At 39.1% G+C, this 19173-nt stretch carries 13 protein-coding genes and 1 tRNA gene; 3 read left to right on the forward strand and 11 right to left on the reverse strand.

Annotated elements, in window-relative coordinates; all coding sequences use genetic code 11:
- Window positions 1–45: 45 nt before the first annotated feature.
- Window positions 46–3981 carry an ATP-dependent RNA helicase HrpA gene (gene hrpA / locus CXF74_RS03665; protein WP_101081045.1) on the forward strand — a complete coding sequence of 1312 codons (3936 nt, stop codon included), beginning with the start codon at window positions 46–48 and terminating at the stop codon, window positions 3979–3981.
- On the opposite strand, the gene CXF74_RS03670 is transcribed toward hrpA, so the two are convergent.
- Both CXF74_RS03670 and CXF74_RS03675 read right to left on the reverse strand, forming a co-directional pair.
- Entirely contained in the window at window positions 3978–5612 is a 1635-nt protein-coding gene (locus tag CXF74_RS03670; protein WP_101081046.1) for a tetratricopeptide repeat-containing response regulator, read from the reverse strand. The two genes, hrpA and CXF74_RS03670, sit on opposite strands and share 4 nt — an antisense overlap.
- A 142-nt stretch (window positions 5613–5754) precedes the next feature.
- Window positions 5755–5838, reverse strand: a tRNA-Tyr gene (locus tag CXF74_RS03675).
- Between the two features lie 144 nt (window positions 5839–5982).
- On the opposite strand from CXF74_RS03675, the gene CXF74_RS03680 reads away from it, so the two are divergent.
- Window positions 5983–6513: a VC2046/SO_2500 family protein gene (locus tag CXF74_RS03680; protein ID WP_232772428.1), complete on the forward strand. Its 531-nt coding sequence runs from the start codon at window positions 5983–5985 to the stop codon at window positions 6511–6513.
- 196 nt (window positions 6514–6709) lie between these two features.
- On the forward strand, window positions 6710–7261 hold the full coding sequence (locus CXF74_RS03685) for a DUF3332 family protein (RefSeq protein WP_101081047.1): 552 nt from the start codon (window positions 6710–6712) through the stop codon (window positions 7259–7261).
- A 105-nt stretch (window positions 7262–7366) separates the two neighbouring features.
- On the opposite strand, the gene CXF74_RS03690 is transcribed toward CXF74_RS03685, so the two are convergent.
- The 9 genes from CXF74_RS03690 to nrdA form a co-directional block, all read right to left on the reverse strand.
- On the reverse strand, window positions 7367–7927 hold the full coding sequence (locus tag CXF74_RS03690) for a VC2662 family protein (RefSeq protein ID WP_101081048.1): 561 nt from the start codon (window positions 7925–7927) through the stop codon (window positions 7367–7369).
- 263 nt (window positions 7928–8190) lie between these two features.
- Entirely contained in the window at window positions 8191–9027 is an 837-nt protein-coding gene (purU, locus tag CXF74_RS03695; protein ID WP_101081068.1) for a formyltetrahydrofolate deformylase, read from the reverse strand.
- A 13-nt stretch (window positions 9028–9040) separates the two neighbouring features.
- The gene (locus CXF74_RS03700) at window positions 9041–9529 is read right to left on the reverse strand and encodes a YchJ family protein (protein ID WP_101081049.1); all 489 of its coding nucleotides are present in this window, start codon (window positions 9527–9529) and stop codon (window positions 9041–9043) included.
- A gap of 191 nt (window positions 9530–9720) precedes the next feature.
- Window positions 9721–11391, reverse strand: coding sequence for an asparagine synthase B (gene asnB / locus CXF74_RS03705; RefSeq protein ID WP_101081050.1), 1671 nt, complete (start codon window positions 11389–11391; stop codon window positions 9721–9723).
- Between the two features lie 196 nt (window positions 11392–11587).
- Window positions 11588–13204: a cation:proton antiporter family protein gene (locus tag CXF74_RS03710; protein ID WP_101081051.1), complete on the reverse strand. Its 1617-nt coding sequence runs from the start codon at window positions 13202–13204 to the stop codon at window positions 11588–11590.
- Window positions 13205–13273: 69 nt separating this feature from the next.
- Window positions 13274–14959, reverse strand: a complete 1686-nt coding sequence (locus CXF74_RS03715; RefSeq protein ID WP_232772429.1) for a tetratricopeptide repeat protein — start codon at window positions 14957–14959, stop codon at window positions 13274–13276.
- A 181-nt stretch (window positions 14960–15140) separates the two neighbouring features.
- A complete protein-coding gene (gene yfaE, locus CXF74_RS03720; protein ID WP_101081053.1) occupies window positions 15141–15392 on the reverse strand; it encodes a class I ribonucleotide reductase maintenance protein YfaE in 252 nt (83 codons plus the stop codon).
- Between the two features lie 5 nt (window positions 15393–15397).
- Window positions 15398–16543, reverse strand: coding sequence for a class Ia ribonucleoside-diphosphate reductase subunit beta (nrdB, locus tag CXF74_RS03725; RefSeq protein ID WP_101081054.1), 1146 nt, complete (start codon window positions 16541–16543; stop codon window positions 15398–15400).
- 151 nt (window positions 16544–16694) lie between these two features.
- Window positions 16695–18962 (reverse strand): class 1a ribonucleoside-diphosphate reductase subunit alpha, encoded by a 2268-nt coding sequence (gene nrdA / locus CXF74_RS03730; protein WP_101081055.1) that lies wholly within the window; start codon window positions 18960–18962, stop codon window positions 16695–16697.
- Between the last annotated feature and the right edge of the window lie 211 nt (window positions 18963–19173).

Below are 19173 nucleotides of genomic sequence, written 5' to 3' on the forward strand. Positions count from 1 at the left end.
TTGCGCTTGCTAGGATCACTTTTTTGATTTTGCTAGGTAACTATTTTGACTCTCTCCGTAAACACCCTTAAAAAACATCTTTCTCACGTTTTAATTAAAGATCAATTTAAGTTTTCACGCCGCTTAGCAAATAACAGCCAAATTAAAGATAAAGAAAAGGCTGAATTAAGCCTGGTTAAAATCGCCTGCGATATTCAAACTTCAATGGATAAACGTCAATTTCGTTTTGATAACCGTCCAGAAATCAATTACCCCGATCTACCTGTTAGTCAGAAAAAAGACGAAATAGCAGAAGCCATTTTAAAACACCAAGTGATTATTATTGCGGGTGAAACGGGCTCGGGTAAAACTACTCAGATTCCTAAAATATGTTTAGAATTAGGCCGTGGTGTGAGTGGTTTAATTGGCCATACACAACCAAGACGAATTGCTGCCAGTACCGTTGCTAATCGTATTGCGGAAGAGTTAGATTCTGAGCTCGGTGGTGTTGTGGGTTACCGCGTTCGTTTCACAGATAAAGTCAGTGAAAACTCGTACATCAAATTGATGACCGATGGTATTTTATTAGCCGAGATTCAACAAGATCGTTTCTTAACCAAATATGACACCATTATTATCGATGAAGCGCATGAGCGTAGTCTTAATATCGATTTCTTATTAGGTTACCTAAAACGCTTATTGCCACGCCGTCCTGATTTAAAAATAATCATCACCTCAGCAACCATTGATCCTGAACGTTTTTCCAATCATTTTAGTGATGCTAAAGGCAACAAAGCGCCGATTATTGAAGTCTCTGGTCGTACCTTCCCAGTGGAAACTCTGTATCGTCCTTTAGAGGAATACGCGGGTGGTGATCAAATCGAAGGCATCTTTAATGCCGTTGATGAATTACAACGCTTAGGCCGTGGTGACATTCTTATTTTCATGAATGGTGAACGCGAGATTCGTGATACTGCTGAGGCACTTAATAAACGTCAAATGCGTGATACTGAAGTACTACCTTTGTTTGCAAGGCTAAGCGGGTCTGAGCAACAACGGATTTTTCAGTCACATCGTGGGCGACGTATTGTTTTAGCAACCAATGTTGCCGAAACATCGTTAACCATCCCGGGTATTAAATATGTTATTGATACCGGCACCGTGCGTATTAGCCGCTACAGCTACCGTACCAAAGTGCAACGCTTACCAATTGAACCTATTTCTCAAGCCAGCGCAAATCAGCGTATGGGCCGTTGTGGTCGTGTTAGCGCAGGTGTTTGTATTCGCCTCTATGCAGAGGACGATTTTTTATCGCGTCCTGAGTTTACCGACCCTGAAGTATTACGTACTAACTTGTCTTCGGTTATTTTGCAGATGCTGGCACTTGGATTAGGTGAATTAAATCAGTTCCCTTTTGTACAGCCGCCTGAAGACAGAAACATCAAAGATGGTTTAAGTTTACTTGAAGAGCTTGGCGCGGTTGACTTAAGCGAGTCAGATCCACGTAAAAGGTTAACGCCATTAGGCCGTCAGCTTGCAAAGCTTCCTGTAGACCCACGATTAGCGCGTATGATTTTAGCCGCTAAAGAACACGATTGTGTGCATGAAGTGATGGTCATTAGTGCAGCACTGAGCATTCAAGATCCGCGCGAACGTCCAATGGAAAAACAGCAAGCCAGTGATGAAATGCATCGCCGTTTTTACGACAAAGACTCAGATTACATGGCCTTTGTGAATCTTTGGACTTATATCAAAGAGCAACGTAATACGCTTTCTAGTGGTCAGTTTAGAAAAATGTGCCAAAAAGAGTTTTTGGCTTATATGCGTGTGCGCGAGTGGCAGGATATTTATGCACAAATCAAACAAGTGGTTGATGAGCTAGATATTAAAGTTAACCAGCCGATGTCTAATAATGGGGCTAATGCGAATAACGGCACTGAAAAAGACAGCGAAAATAATCACGATAATATTCATCAAGCCTTGTTAGCTGGGTTACTGTCACACATCGGTTTTAAAGATAAAGAGCAGCATTACCTCGGGGCGCGTAATAGTAAATTCTTCATGTTCCCTGGCTCTGGCATGTTTAAGAAACAGCCTAAATGGGCGATGTTTGCTGAGCTAGTTGAAACCTCAAAACTGTTTGGTCGAATCAGTGCACGTATCAAACCAGAATGGGTAGAGCAGCAAGCGCAACATCTGATAAAACGCAGTTATGCCGAACCGCATTGGCAGAAAAAATTAGGTGTGGTTGGCGCTTTTGAGAATCAAATCTTATATGGGTTGCCGATTGTCATTAAACGTAAGGTTATCTACACAAAAATAGACCCGGTATTATGTCGTGAGCTGTTTATTCGCCATGCGTTAGTGGAAGGGGAGTTTAATACTCGCCATCAATTCTTTAAAGATAACCAAGCACTGCTGAATGATATTGAAGAGTTAGAGCATAAGTCACGTCGTCGCGATATTTTAGTTGATGATGAAACCTTGTATAGCTTTTACGATGAGCATGTTCCACAAAATGTATGTAGTGCAAAGCAGTTTGATAGTTGGTGGGACCGTGAGAAGAAAAAACAACCTGACCTGTTAAATTATCAGCGTGAAAACATCATGTCACATGAAGCGACCAACGTAACAGCCAACGCGTATCCTGATTATTGGCAACAGGGTAACTTTAAGCTTCAGCTTAGTTATGCCTTTGAGCCTGGCACTACGCAGGATGGTGTCACCGTGCAGATTCCGCTGGTGTTATTAAATCAAATAACGGCTGAAGGTTTTGAATGGCAAATTCCCGCATTACGCGAAGAGTTATTAATTGCGCTGATTAAAACCTTGCCTAAACCTATTCGTCGTAACTTTGTGCCTGCGCCTAATTATGCACAGGCAGCAATGGCCAATTTAGAGCCGTTAAAATTACCACTTTATGAGGCCTTCGAAAAACAATTGTTACGCATGACTGGGGTGAGAATTCCAGAAAAATCATGGGATGTTAGTGCATTACCTACACATCTTCGTATCAAATTTAATGTTATCGACGATAATAAAAAAGTGATTGCAGTAGGTACTGATCTGTTTCAGTTGCAGCATGATTTAAAGGGGGAGGTGAAACAAACGCTTTCAAAAGTGTCTAAGCAGGGTATTGAAAAAACAGATTTAGTAGAGTGGAATTTTGGAAAATTACCGAACTCCTTTAAAAAGGATCATGGTGGCTACGAAGTAAAAGCTTACCCTGCGTTAGTCGATAAAAGCAAAAGTGTTGCTATTGAACTGTTTGATAGTGAAGAGAAAGCACAACGTGCAAATCAACAGGGGTTACGCCGTTTAGTCTTGTTAAATGTGCCTTCGCCAATCAAGTACCTGCAACAAAGTCTGCCTAATAAAGCCAAGCTAGGGCTTTATTTTAATCCATTTGGTCAGGTAAAAGACTTGATTGATGATTGTATCGCTTGTGCCGTTGATTCGATTTTACAAAGCGAAATAACACCTCAAGATGCCAATGCTTTTGAAATTCAAAAAGAAAAAGTACGTGCAGAGCTTGCCGATAGAACACTGGTGATCACACAATTAGTGGAGCAAGTATTGACCCTGGCACATGCAGTGAGTAAAAAGTTGAAGGGTAAAATCGATTTAAGCATGTTAGTGGCGCAAGGAGATATTAAATCACAATTAGAACGTTTAATTTTCCCTGGTTTTGCTTGCCAAGTGGGCGAGAAAAAACTACCTGATTTAAAACGTTACCTGCAAGCGCTAGAAAAACGTCTTGAGAAGTTAGTGGCGAGCCCTAATCAAGATCGATTGCATACCATTGAGTTGCATGAGTTAGAGCAACGCTATTTAGCGCTGTGTAAAACGATGTTGAGCAATGAGCAAGAAAATGAACAGCTTGCAGAGGTTTATTGGATGATGGAAGAGTTACGAGTCTCATTTTTTGCGCAACAACTGGGTACTGCTTATCCTATTTCAGCAAAAAGAGTGAAACAAAAGTTAACCGAATTAAAAGGTTAACTTCTTTTGAGCGCTATGAATTCTTCATGGAGCTCACGATAACGTTTTGCATGATCATCAGATAATTGAGTATTACTGAGTAAGCTAAAGCTCGATTGGCAATTGCTTATTTGATTTTTTCGATCACTTGTTTGTTTCTGTTTAAGTAACTGAATAAAGACCTGGATACGATTAAGTAGCGCCCCTGAATTTAAAGGCTCAAGATGAAGCGCTTTATTAAAGTGGTCTAATGCCACTGCAAAAGACTTAGCTGCAAAGGCTTGAATACCTAACTTATTATGCTCTTTAAAGTCATTAACGCGTTTATCGAGTATTTCACCGGTTTTCTGCTCAATAGCCACTTGCGTGGTTAAATCGATGATATCTCGTTGCTTCAATTCTGTGATGTAAGGTGCTGCATATTCAAACTCGCCAATCTCAAGCAGTGAAAAAAGGCTCTCACATAAAAAAGTATTATCGAGTTCATCAATGGGAGTATCATTTTTTTCTAAGGTATTTAAAATTCTGCGTTTTGCTTTTAAGCTCTCACCTTGAGCAAAGAACACTTTAGCTTGGCAGATTTCATCAAAGCGATTGAAATCAAAACTTTTATTTCGGCCTTCTTCAAAACGACTTTGATATAACGTCGAGTTCACCTGTTTTAATATAATTTTTCGTTCACTGATCTCTTCCTGCGCATTGGCATAATTAATAATACTACGAATATAGTTAGCGAGATGACAAGGATCGGGGTAAAAAGAGTTACGGCTTAGGGATAAAATAGAGTGATAGCTACTGAGCATTATTTTATGCTCGTTCATCTCATTAGCGAGTAATGCGACCTCTTGATGACGAACGATGCTGTGATGGGTCATATTGGCAGCCTGCGTTAAGATCTCAAGCGCTTTACTTAATTCTCCGCTGCCTTGGTAGGCACGTGATAACCACTGATAAGCTTCCATTTGTAAGGGAGTATTTAAAATTACCTCCTTTAATATTTTGATCGCTTCAGGAAACTTATTCTGTAAACAGTAGACTTTACCTAAGGTAATGCTGACACGCACTAAAGGGCGATTATCAACAAGGGCTTTTAAAATTTGCTCGGCCGCGTCATAACGTTCAGTGGTAATTAAAATATCAGCTAACAGGCTTTTGCATAAACTACGAAACTTACTTTCTGTTTGTATTTTCTCTTTGCATAACAGTATCGCTTGATCATATTTTTCTTCAGCTAATGCCTCAAAAATACCAGACAATATTAATTTTTTTTGACTGGCTTTACTTAAACGATTAAATAACTGGGTTTGCGAAAAGGGTTTCATTAAGTAGTCATCGGGTGCTTTTTCGATGGCGGTTAATACCATGCCTTTATTACTATCACCAGTGATAATAAAACATAACGCGCTGTGTGGAATAAGTTGGTTATGTCGAAGGTGATCTAATAGTTGAGATCCATTTTTTCCTGAGCCGAGGTTGTAATCAATCAGATAGATATCAAATTCTTTACGGTGAGCCAATTTTGTTGCGCTGTCTGCGCTATCAGCAAAGCTGATGTTTTTAGCGCCTTGATTAGTGAGCATAGTTTTAAGCATTATATGAAAGGGCTTTTGATCATCAACGATTAAAATACGTTTATTTTTGTAACTGAACATTGCAAACCTTCAAATAAAATCAATGTACAAAGTGTAGATGAAACTGATAGTTATGGGGATTTAATCGATAAATATTATACAGATATTATGTTTTTATATTCTTGGGGGAGTTTGTAGATAATGTTATTGCTGAGGGATGAAATGGTGGAGGGGGGTGGATTCGAACCACCGAAGCTTACGCGACAGATTTACAATCTGTTCCCTTTGGCCACTCGGGAACCCCTCCTTCATTTCGCGGTGAATAATATCAGATTAATTCTCTTTGTGAAGAGGAAAAGCAAAAAAACTATTAAATAATAAGAAAAAATACTAAATAAAATCAGTTTGTTGCCGATAACTCTTATTATCGAAGACAAAAGATGAAAGTCGAATGAAAAACATACAAGCGGAAGCTGGATTATTAATTAACGAGTGGCAATTAGGATCGCAACTAAATGTTGCGGTAACTAATGGCACGCGTAATAAATTTAATCTACTGCTTAGTTTGTTGTCAGATGATGCCCGCGATTTCTCACAGTTTGATTTGCCTAAAGCAAAAATTGGCGCTTTGAGTGAAATGGAATTGCGTGAGTCGTTTTCTTTGTCGGAAGCTCAGCCACTGGTTAACCAAGGTCATTCTTTACAACAGGCTAAAAACATAAGTTTAGCTGCACATAGAAAAGACCTTTCTTCTATCCGTTTACAGTCTCTGTTAAATAATGAAGCTATTCTCTCACGTAGCAACAATACTAACTTTGATCCTGAGGTTGTTGATAATTTATCATTTTTATCACAGCGTCGTTTAAAAGAGAGCCAAGCGTTAGCTAACCCATCTGAAGCTAATGGTGTTGATTACGCCTTAATAAAAAAATACCAAGATTTAAACCTCGATGAGAAGCCTGTTAAGTTGAGGGTGATGTAGTTTAGTTTCATTCTACTCTGTGAGCTTCCTCGCTTTATTCATTTCTTTTGTTAAAAAAATCACTGTTTTCATTAACTTAAATCAATTTTTTTTGACTTTATTTTCTCTTTTGCTACATTTTGGACACATAGTGTCATGTGGACAAAACATCAAAACTTGGCTTTGATTTAAAATAATTCATTTAAAGGAACTGACAATGAAAAAAATTCTAATGAAAATAGGCGTTATGATTGCATTAAGCGCAAGCCTTGCAGGTTGTGTCGGTAGTAATGCGGTCACGACTAAGTTGATGCAGTTTAACCTCGAAGCGGTTGATAATCGTTATGCGCGTGGTGGGCTAAATATTTTATTAGCACCTGTGTACGCCTTAACAGTTGCAGTTGATGCGTTAGTATTCAATGCGATTGGATTTTGGTCTGGCCAAAACCCGTTAAATGGTAAACCGCATATTTTTGATACTAAAACAAAAACAATGTTAAACATTAATGACGATTTAGACCCTTCACTAAAAGAAGCGCCGATTGATCCTATTACACAAATAGGGGCGGGTGATAAATCTGTTTATTCTGCACAAGCTCAAGCTATTAATGCAGATACACTTGATTTTCATATCGTTTACACAAATGGCGAGAAAGCGGTGTTACGTGGTGAAAAACAGGGTGACATGGTTACTTTCTACATGGACGGCGAGTTTGTAACAACTGCCTCTATTACGGAATTAGAAGCTTACGTTGCACCTAAAGCTTAATAAAAACGTTAAGTTTGCAAACCTAACGCTAAACCTAAAAATAAAAGGCCCGCTAATATCACTATTAGCGGGCCTTTTTTAAACTTAGCTTTTCATTTTTAGTTTTTACTTTGCAAAATTAAAAATGGGAAAACATTTAAAGAAGCCATTATCTGCACAATTTAATAAACCAATTTGTACGCCTTTAATATTGTCGGTCATATTAACAAAACCAACTTGCACGGTAGATGATTTAGAAATGCTGACCGCTGCCATATCAAAGACAGTATCACCTTCAGAGTAATTCATAAGGGCAAGGTTTGCGCCTTTTACATCACCGGTAATATTTACGATACCTAAGTTTGCACCTACGGTTTGACCTGGAATCCAATTAAACAATCCCAATGACGCGCCGGTCATGCTTTGGTTTACTTTTGCCGCTCCCCAAATACCTAAGTTAACCCCTGTTGTTTTATTGGTTTCTGACATGCCAATCACAGCGAGATCAAGGCCTTTCACTTCGTTTACTTCACCGTGTAATAGCGCTAATCGAACACCAGCGACTGTTTCTGCTTGTGGCGCATTGTAACCATTTAGCGAGGAGTACATAAATGTGGATTGACTTGCTTGTACTGAAATAGAGCTCAAGGCACTTATAATTGCGACTGCTGAAAGTAATTTTTTCATAATGATTCCTATTAAATAAACGATAAGTGAATTTATAAATAATTGTATCAAAATAGATTAATGCGCTAATTTAGCATCATCATGTTACTGGTAAGTTTAGTATAATCTAGGGGGAGGGGTTTATTGTAGGTGTTTGTTTCTTTTATCTAAAACTTGATTGGGAAAGATGCCCATTTAGCCCAATAATAGGGCATAAGAAATGGGCATTTAATAGTGAACCAGAACTCAGGTTACTTAAGTCTCAGCAGCCTGAGGTAAGGTTCTTATTTAAAAACAACAGTACGATTGCCATAAACAAATACTTTATCATCAAGCACTTGCTGTAATGCACGGCTTAATACTGAACGCTCAACATCGCGGCCTGCTTTGGCTAAATCTGCAGCGCTGTAAGCATGATCAATATGTGCAACATCTTGAGTAATAATAGGCCCTTCATCAAGATCGTTGTTAACAAAATGCGCCGTAGCACCAATGATTTTCACGCCTCGGTCAAAAGCTTGTTGATAAGGCTTTGCACCAATAAAGGCAGGCAGAAATGAATGGTGAATATTGATTAGTTTATTCGCATAGGTTTCAACAAAATTAGGCGTTAAAATACGCATGTATTTCGCTAAGATAACGTAATCAGGTGTGTAAGGTGCAATCGTTTCTAATACTTTTTCTTCATGCTCTTCACGTGATAAACCTTCATGGCTTACAGTGTGGTAAGGAATGTTGAACTTACTGACTAGATCTTCAAGTATATCGTAGTTACCCACAACAGCTGCAATCTCAACATCAATACCGCCATAGGTACTTTTCATTAATATATCACCGATACAGTGCGCTTCTTTTGTCACTAGTATAACGATGCGTTTCTTTTTTCCTGATATCAAAGAGCGATGTGAGCCTTTAGGCAAATTGTAATCAAGATCTGCTAATAATGTGTGGTCATTAAAAATACCTTCAATCTCGGTGCGCATAAAAAATCGCCCATGCTGATGGTCAACAAACTCGTTATTTTTAACGATATTCAGCTGATGCTTTTGGCATATATTAGTAATTTGGGCGATAAGACCTTTGCTATCTGGGCAATCGGTCAATAATGTTTTCTTTTCCATTTCCATGTTTATCTCAGTTCTTGTTATTTAATGCACAACATTTTTTGAATTTTTTACCACTTGCACAAGGGCAAGGATCATTGCGAGCTATCTTACCTGATTTTTCTTCTGGATAAAAAGTCCCATCGCAATAAAGCCATTGATCATGATCTTTCACAAAGTTAGAGCGTTCATGGTGACATGAGAGTTGACCCTTATTGAAATACCAGGCTTTAAATTCAACAAATCCTGTTTCTGGTAAGCTTTCAGTGTCTATTATTTGTAGATTGCACCAATTTAAGCTTTTCTCTGAGAGTTGCTCAATGGTTAACTCTCCACGAAAATCAGGGTGGTAAGTATTAAGCAGGTAATCACCCAGTTGTAATATAAACGCGCTGTAACGAGAACGCATTAACTGCGCACAACTTGCAGGTTTTTGTTGTTTACTGTGGAAAACATCACAGCAATGTTGGTAATCTTGACCACTTTTACAAGGGCAAATCGTTGCAACAGTATTTGTCATTATTCTATTCTCGCTTAAATGTAAGCCATAAAAAAAGCGCTCGATGAGCGCTTTATAATACTATTGAACATTGCTTAGGGGTAAGCTATTTATGCTTAATTCAAGGTGGAAAAGCGCAGTTTAATATTCTAAACTAGCATTTTTCAACGATGAAGTAAGTTTTAAATCACGACATCCTATGTGATTATTTATTATTTTTGTACGTATGCGTCGTTATGTATACCGGCTGCACGTCCAGATGGATCTGCGTTATTTTGGAAACTTTCGTCCCAAGCTAATGCTTCAACGGTTGAACAAGCCACTGATTTACCATGTGGTACACATTGTGCAGCACTGTCTAGTGGGAAGTGCTCTGCAAAAATACTACGGTAGAAATAAGCTTCTTTAGTATCGGGTGTATTGATTGGGAATTTAAACTCAGCACTTGTAAGCTGTTGATCGGTAACTTGTGTTTCGATATGTGCTTTTAACGTATCAATCCAGCTGTAACCAACACCATCAGAGAATTGCTCTTTTTGACGCCATAAAACTTCTGGTAATAATTGCCCATCAAAGGCTTCACGTAAAATGTTTTTCTCAATACGACCGTCTTTGATCATTTTAAGTTCAGGGTTAGTGCGCATCGCAACATCTAAGAACTCTTTATCTAAGAATGGGACACGTGCTTCAACACCCCAAGCAGACATTGATTTATTAGCACGTAAACAATCAAACATATGTAGTTTGTTTAGTTTACGGTTTAGCTCTTCATGCAATTCTTTTGCATTTGGTGCTTTGTGGAAGTACAAGTAACCCGCGAATATTTCATCAGCACCTTCACCAGAAAGTACCATTTTGATACCCATCGCTTTGATTTTACGCGCCATTAAGTACATTGGCGTAGAAGCACGAATGGTTGTTACATCGTAGGTTTCAAGATGATAGATAACTTCTTTAAGGGCATCAATACCATTTTGTTCTGTAAAGATGATTGGGTGATGCACCGTCCCTAACTCTTCAGCTACTTTTTGTGCCGCTGCTAAATCGGGTGAACCTTCAAGGCCAACCGAGAAAGAGTGAAGTTGTGGCCACCAAGCGCCAGTTTCATCATTATCTTCGACACGCTGTTTCGCAAATTTTTGCGTGATAGCTGAAATAACCGATGAATCAAGACCACCAGAAAGTAATACACCGTAAGGCACATCACACATTAGTTGGCGTTTAACTGACTCTTCTAATGCTTTACCGATTTCTGCAGCGCTGCCACCGTTATCTTTAACTGCATCAAATTCCATCCAATCACGAACGTAATATTTTGTTACTTCACCCACTTCACTATCAAGGTAATGACCCGGTGGAAACTCTTCAACTTTTACACAAATAGGTGTTAGTGCTTTCATTTCAGAGGCAACGTAGAAGTTACCGAATTCATCCCAGCCCATGTAAAGTGGAATAATACCCATGTGGTCACGACCAATCAGGTATTTGTCTTTATTGGTATCGTATAAACAGAATGCAAAAATACCGTTTAGATCATCTAAAAATTGGTTACCTTTTTCTTCGTAAAGGCCAAGAATAACTTCACAGTCAGATTTTGTTTTGAATTGGTAATCACAGGTTAATGTTGCTTCTAAGTCTTTGTGATTATAAATTTCACCATTTACCGCGAGGATGTGGCTCTTATCTTGGTTGTATAGAGGTTGTGCACCTGTATTTACATCAACAATTGAAAGACGTTCGTGAACAAGAATCGCTTTATTGCTTGCGTAAACACCAGACCAATCAGGTCCACGGTGACGTAATAACTTTGACATCTCAATTGCTTGCTGACGTAAAGCGATTGGATCGCTTTTAATGTCGAATACACCAAAAATAGAACACATAATATTACCTTTATAATTTTATTGTTTTAGATAAGTTAAATTAACCGATGTTAAACAATAAATTTGTTTAATTAACGGCGATTTTTACAGAATAAGTGTAAAAAGTCACACAAAATAGCACTCACCAAGTCACACTTCCTCGGTAAGTGAGGAATAATTGCCTAAATAAGCGCGAATGTTGCTTTTTGTTAAAGGGTTATAATTCTTGATCGCCACGACTGTTCACTATCTGTGGTTGTAACTCCGACCATACGTGTCGAGCAAAACCAGAACCCGCTTCTTCATACATATTAAAAACTGGGTTAACACCCAGTGCATTAAGCTCAATTTCATCACTTTTATAATGTGCTAGTGCGGCGACTTTAAAGTTACAACTGTCTATTTTTTTAAGCTGTTCTGCCGCATAACGATTACCGTTATGATCAGGCATGGCCAGTAAAATAAGTTTAATGTTATCGGTTAACTGTAATTTGTTCCAAAAATCTGAATCGAGTGCATCGCCGGTGATCACACGTCGACCTAGTTCACGATGTTTGAGGGTGGTTTGATGGTTATAATCGATACCCATTACGTGTTCGCCATAACTTACCTTTAAAGCATCGTATGCGCCTGCGCCAATACGTCCCATGCCCATCACCAGTATTTGTGCGTCACCTACGCGTACGGGTCTATCATCTTTATGCAGGTGTTTAGATTGAAAACGTTTTAAGGTCGGCGAGAAATGGGTATAGATATCATCTGCGTATTTATTAAAGAGAGACGCGATAATAAAACTAAGAGAAACAGCTATCGCAGTAATAATTAACCAATCCTGAGATAACCAGCCTTTGTAAGTGGCTAATGACGCAACAATCAACCCAAACTCACTGTAATTCGCTAACGAGAAGGCTGCAAAAAGAGAGGTACGTGAACGTAACTGGAATTTAGTGAGTGTTAAAAAGTAGAGGGCAATTTTTCCAAGTAATAATACCGAAAGGATGCTCGCCACTACAAAATGATTAAATCCGGGTAACCCACCTAATCCAATGCTTAAAAAGAAGCAGATTAAAAACAGCTCTTTCATATTAAATAACGATTTAGCCATATCTTTAGCACTTGCATGACCGGCTAATAACATACCTGCAATCAGCGCCCCTAAATCCGCTTTCATACCCACAGCCTCAAAGAGACCAGCGCCTACTACTAGGGCTAAAAAGAAGCCATATAAAACTAATAGTTCGCCATGACCTGCTCGGTCTAATAATTTAAACAGAAGCGGGCGGATAAGCGGCAATGCAAATAAGCACAGCGCCCAAAGAGAGGGAACTTTACCGACAGAAACGGTTAAAAAGAGCACCGCGAAAATATCTTGCATGATCAAAATACCAATGGCGATACGACCATACAGAGAGTTTGTTTCGCTTTTTTCTTCAAGAATTTTTACAGCAAAAACGGTACTAGAAAAACTTAACGCAAAGGCGACTAATAAGAGAGAGCTGACCTCTAAGTCGATAAAATAATGCAAACCCAGGTGTTTTAAAAGAAACAGTATTGCCCCATAAAAGAGGATGCTAGCAAAGATGTGAATCGAGGCGCCTGCCCATACTTCTGCTTTAAACAGGGTGCGAATATCCAGTTTTAAACCGATTGAAAAAAGTAGGATTGTTACCCCTAAATTAGCCAGTGTGGTTAACCCTTCAGTGACTTCAAAGCCAAGGTAATTAAGCACAAAACCGGCCAATAAAAAGCCAACCATAGGCGGTAAGCCAGTAAAGTTAATGACCATGCCAAATGTAAATGCAGTGCCGATGAAAAAGAGTAACGTGGTATCCATTATTTCAACTTATATAAGTGTTTATCTATATGATTCTATGGGAATAAAATGATGATTCCAAACGCTTTGTTAAAAAAGTTCGGATTCAATTTTAGCACCTGCTTGTTGTTCAGGTGGTATAAACGTTTTATCGCTTGATTGTAGTTGTTGCGCTTCTTGTGTTTTTTGTTTTTCTGGCGAGGTATACAATACAAACGTAGTGGTGTCTGGCCAAGCGCGGCTGACACTTAAATGAATGCCATCCTCTAACACCCATTCAAAACTAGCAGGTCCTTCTTTCACTTCACCGCTTTGTGTTGTAGGCGGGCCATATCTTTCAACCAATTTGTTTTTAACTTGGCTGATTAGCGCTGGTTTATTACGCCCAACAAAGGTGTATTCTGCGCTGACAAATAAATCTTCGCGACTGTAAGTTATCTGCAGTTGGCTACTGCCGGGTATCATCGCGCCAGTAAAATAGGTGTCTGACCAGTGATTAATGTTTTCATCAATCGCGATTATTTTTTGTTCTTTTATTTTTTCTCGTAATATTTGTCGTGTTGTACAAGCAATATTGACTGAAAACAATTGCGTGGTTGCGGTATCAAAGCAAGCCAATTGGCTAGTTAATATTTGATAGCGTTCTAGTGCCCAAGGTTGTGTTGCTTGTTGATAAAGCGCCACCGCTTGATCAATGTCTATTTCTGTTCCGAGTGCATTCTCGTAAAGATAAGCAAGGCGAGCATGTGCGCGTAAGTAACCTAATTGCGAGGACTGCTTAAAATGTTGTAATGCTTTTTTGTAATTTACATTAACCGACTGACTCTTTTGTTTTTCTACCACGCCCTTCTCATAAATAACACCGAGTTGATAATGGGCAAGGGCATGATCTTGATTTGATGCTTGAATGTACCAGTCAATGGCCGTACGAATGTTTTTTCTTACCCCTTTGCCTTCTTTGTATAAATTACCGAGTTTAAATTGTGCACCACTATTGCCTTTTTGAGCTGAACGCTTGTACCATTTCCCGGCACGTTTAAAATCAATATCAATGCCTTTTCCCTGTTCATAAAACTCTGCCAGTTTGTAGGCTGAGGGGGCATATTGACTGTTGGCAGATTGCAAATAGAGGGATTTAGCTTTAAGTAAGTCTTGAAGCACACCACGGCCATGTTCATACATAAAAGCAAGGTGATATAAGCCTAATGCATTATTTTGATTAGCCGCTTTTTCATACCATTCAATGGCTTTTTTATAATCGAGCTTAATGCCTCTGCCGGATTGATATATTTTACCAAGGTTGATTTGTGAGGTGAGATGGCCTTGCTCCGCCGCTTTAGTAAACCAGACTAAGCTTTGTTTGTAGTCTTGTTCAACCCCTGAGCCTTTTTGGAAGTGAACGCCTAATTTGAACTGTGCAACCGCATCACCTTGATTGGCTGCTTTAGTAAACCATTGTACCGCTTGTAAGTTGTCTAATGGCACGCCATTGCCTTTGTTATACATAGTGGCCAGTACGTATTGCGCTGCTACGTCACCTTGTTTAGCTGCTTTTGTATACCAAAATGCTGCTTGTTTGTAATTTTGCGGTACGCCTTGGCCACTTTCAAACATCCAGCCTAATGTGTATTGAGCAGAGGCATCACCTTGCTCAGCCAGTGGGGTCCACAGAGCAACGGCGCGTTTGTAATTACCTGACTGCGCTGCGTCATAACCCGCATTGAATTCTGCATGTGACGATGCCCCAGCATTAAATGTCGCTGCTAAAAAAAGCATAATAGGGGTGAATCTAAAAAACGTAAACATCCAGTAACGTGGGTTTCCAAAAATTGCAGATACTTAAAGTATAAGGCATTTGATATTTTATGGTTACTTGTCGTTGAATCTTCTTTAATGGAGATATTTTTTTGTGAGTAAACTCACAGAGGCTACTTATTATGGAGTATATTTTGAGCGTTTAGTAGGTGGCTATTTTAATGTTTTGAGAGGATTTACTGCAGCAGGTTAAAATCTCGTTATCGCGTACATAGGCCATTGGGTAAGTGACATATTCAACGCCACCTTCCAATAGCGCGCAACGGCATGCGCCACAATGACCATCTCGGCAATGAAATTCCACTTTTATTGCGTGAGATTCTAAGTTCTCAAGCAAGGTTTTTTGTGTATCTAGTGGATATTCAATACCATCAACAGTCAGTGTGTTAGCCATGTTTTTTATAACTCAAATGAGCTCAAATCGTCGCTGTTTACTTTACTGTTGATTTGACCAACAAGGTAAGAGCTGATTTCTGCTTCTTGAGGTGCAACTTGTACGTTATCACTCACTAACCAGTGATTAATCCATGGGATAGGATTCGTTTTAACTTCAAAAGGTGCTTCATAACCAATCGCTTGCATACGTATATTACTAATGTATTCAACATACTGACAAAGGATTTGTTCATTAAGACCAATCATCGATCCATCTTTGAACAGGTATTGTGCCCACTCTTTTTCTTGTGCAGCCGCTTCTAAGAAGATTTCACGACCTTCAGCAAAACATTCCAATGCAATTTCTGCCATTTCAGGATCGTCTTTGCCGTCAGCCCAAAGGTTAAGAATTTGCTGTGTCGAGTTTAAGTGTAATGCTTCATCACGTGCGATTAGCTTGATGATTTTTGCATTACCTTCTAATAAGTCGCGCTCTGCAAAAGCAAAAGAACAAGCAAATGAAACGTAAAAACGAATCGCTTCTAATGCATTGATAGAGCAAACACACAGGTAAAGTTTCTTTTTAATCGTGCGTAGTGTTAATTTTTCTTGGTTGCCTTCAAGGTTGAAATACTCAACCTTGTCTTGCTCTAAGCCATGTAGTTGCATGAACTGCACTGCATGAATTAAGGCATCGTAATAACCTGCAATATCAGTCGCACGTTTTTGAATTTCTTCGTTAGTCACGATATCTTCAAACACTTCACTTGGGTCAGTAAAGAGGTTACGCAGAATATGTGTGTAACTACGGCTGTGAATCGTTTCTGAGAACGACCACGTTTCGATCCATGTTTCTAATTCAGGCAGTGAAACAATCGGCAATAATGCCATGTTCGGGCTACGGCCTTGAATTGAATCAAGCAGTGTTTGGTATTTCAAGTTAGAGATGAAAATATGCTGTTCATGGTCTGGCAGGTTCATGAAATCGATGCGATCACGACTTACATCAATCTCTTCAGGACGCCAAAAAAAACTCAGTTGTTTTTCAATTAGTTTTTCAAACACTTCAAATTTTTGTTGATCGTAACGTGCCACATTTACTGGGTTACCAAAAAACATAGGTTCTTTCATTGCGTCATTAGCAATGGTAGAGAAAGTTGTATAAGCCATTAAATGCTCCAAATATCAGTATTTTATTATTATGTGTTAATCGCTAGTAACTAGCTTCTAGCCCGTAGCCCGTAGCCCGTAGCTCGTAGCTTCTAGCCCGTAGCCCGTAGCTCGTAGCTCGTAGCTCGTAGCCCGTAGCTGTTAGTTTCGCTTATATTTTACAAGCGCCACCAGCACAATCATCTTCGATCACTTTTTCATCATCTGCGCCGTCACGGGTATTATGGTAATACAATGTTTTAACGCCCATTTTATAAGCCACTAACAAGTCTTTTAACAGGTTAGTCATTGGTACTTTACCATCGTCGAAACGTTTAGGATCGTAGTTTGTATTAGCAGAGATAGCTTGGTCAACAAACTTTTGCATCAAACCAACTAACTCTAAATAACCTTTGTTATTAGGAATTGTCCATAATAGCTCATAGTTATCTTTGTATTTATCAAATTCAGGAACAACCTGCTTCAAAATGCCATCTTTACTTGCTTTAACACTGATAAAGCCACGTGGGGGCTCAATACCATTCGTTGCGTTAGAGATTTGACTAGACGTCTCTGACGGCATTAATGCAGAAAGTGTTGAGTTACGTAAACCGTGCTTAACGATGTCAGCGCGCAGTGTTTCCCAATCATGATGCAAAGGTTCGCTATGAATAGCATCCGTTGCTTTTTTGTAATTATCTAACGGTAAAATACCTTGAGAATAACGAGTCTCATTAAACTTAGGGCAAGCGCCACGCTCAATCGCTAACTTGTTTGATGCTTTTAACAAGTAGAACTGAATCGCTTCAAAGGTTTTGTGCGTTAAGTTGTTTGCACTGCCGTCTGAGTATTTAACACCATTCTTCGCTAAGTAATAAGCGTAGTTAATCACGCCTATGCCCAGTGTTCTACGCGCCATTGAGCTGTTTTCAGCCGCTTTAATTGGGTAGTCTTGGTAATCTAATAGATTATCTAACGCACGTACTGTTAATTCTGCTAGCTCTTCTAAATCATCTAACTCATTGATTACACCTAAATTAAGTGCTGAAAGCGTACACAGCGCAATTTCACCTTCTTCATCCATTATATGTTTCAATGGTTTCGTTGGTAAGGCAATTTCAAGACATAAGTTACTTTGACGAATCGGCGCAACTTTACTATCAAATGGGCTGTGTGTATTACAGTGATCTACGTTTTGAATGTAGATACGGCCAGTACTTGCACGTTCTTGCATTAACAGCGAGAAAAGCTCGACAGCTGGAATGCTTTTTTGACGAATTGAATCATCACCTTCGTAAAGGTTGTATAAACGTTCAAACTCATCTTGGTCTTCAAAGAAAGCATCATATAACCCAGGTGTATCAGAAGGGCTGAATAATGAGATTGATTTTTTGTCGATCAAACGTTGGTAGAATAAACGACCTAATTGAACACCATAATCTAAATGGCGAACACGGTTAGAGTCAATACCGCGGTTGTTTTTAAGGACTAATAACGATTCTACTTCTAAATGCCAGATTGGGTAGAAAACCGTTGCTGCACCACCACGAACGCCACCTTGAGAACAAGATTTTACCGCTGTTTGGAAATGCTTGTAGAACGGAATACAACCCGTGTGGAATGCTTCACCACCACGAATAGTACTGCCCATTGCACGAATACGGCCCGCATTGATACCAATACCCGCACGCTGTGACACGTATTTAACAATGGCGCTTGATGTTGCATTAATAGAATCCAAGCTATCGCCTGTTTCAATTAATACACATGAGCTAAATTGACGTGTTGGTGTACGCACACCGGCCATAATTGGCGTAGGTAGTGAGATTTTAAATTGTGATGTCGCATCGTAAAAACGTTTAACGTAATCAAGACGTGTTGATTTGTCGTACGCTGAGAACAAACACGCTGCCACTAAAAGATACAAAAACTGTGCGCTTTCGTAAATTTCACCGGTTACACGGTTTTGAATAAGGTACTTACCTTCCAACTGTTTTACCGCACCGTAAGAGAAGTTCAAATCACGATTATGATCGATGAATGTATCCATCTCTTCAAATTCTTGTTTGCTGTAATCTTCTAACAGATGTGCATCATATTTCCCTTTGGAAACCATTTTGCTCACATGTTCAAATACACTCGGTGGTGTAAAGCGCTGGTAGGCTCTTTTACGTAGGTGGAAAACCGCTAAATGCGCTGCTAAATATTGGTAGTCTGGCGACTCTTCAGAGATAAGGTCAGCAGCTGCTTTGATGATCGTTTCATGAATATCATCGGTGCGAATGCCATCATAAAATTGAATATGAGAATTTAACTCTACCTGTGAAACAGAAACGTTATTAAGGCCTTCGGCCGCCCATGTGATGACGCGGTGAATCTTTTCGAGATCAATACTCTCTCTCTTGCCATTACGTTTAGTAACAAACAGGTTTTTATTCATTATGACTACCTTCCCGAATACTTTTAGAAGTTGAATAACAACCATGTAACAAATACAGGGTTGTTTGTAAATTGTGTGATTTGTTCATTTTAAACACAACATGTAGTGTTGTGTTAAATGAGGAGGCACAAGATAACGCGTTTGAGCATTTTTTCAAGTGAATATTTTTAATCTTTCCGTGGATAATTTGTGGATAAATTGCGTATAAAAA

Origin of the sequence: Psychromonas sp. Urea-02u-13 (assembly GCF_002835995.1) — a bacterium.
Lineage (GTDB): Bacteria > Pseudomonadota > Gammaproteobacteria > Enterobacterales > Psychromonadaceae > Psychromonas.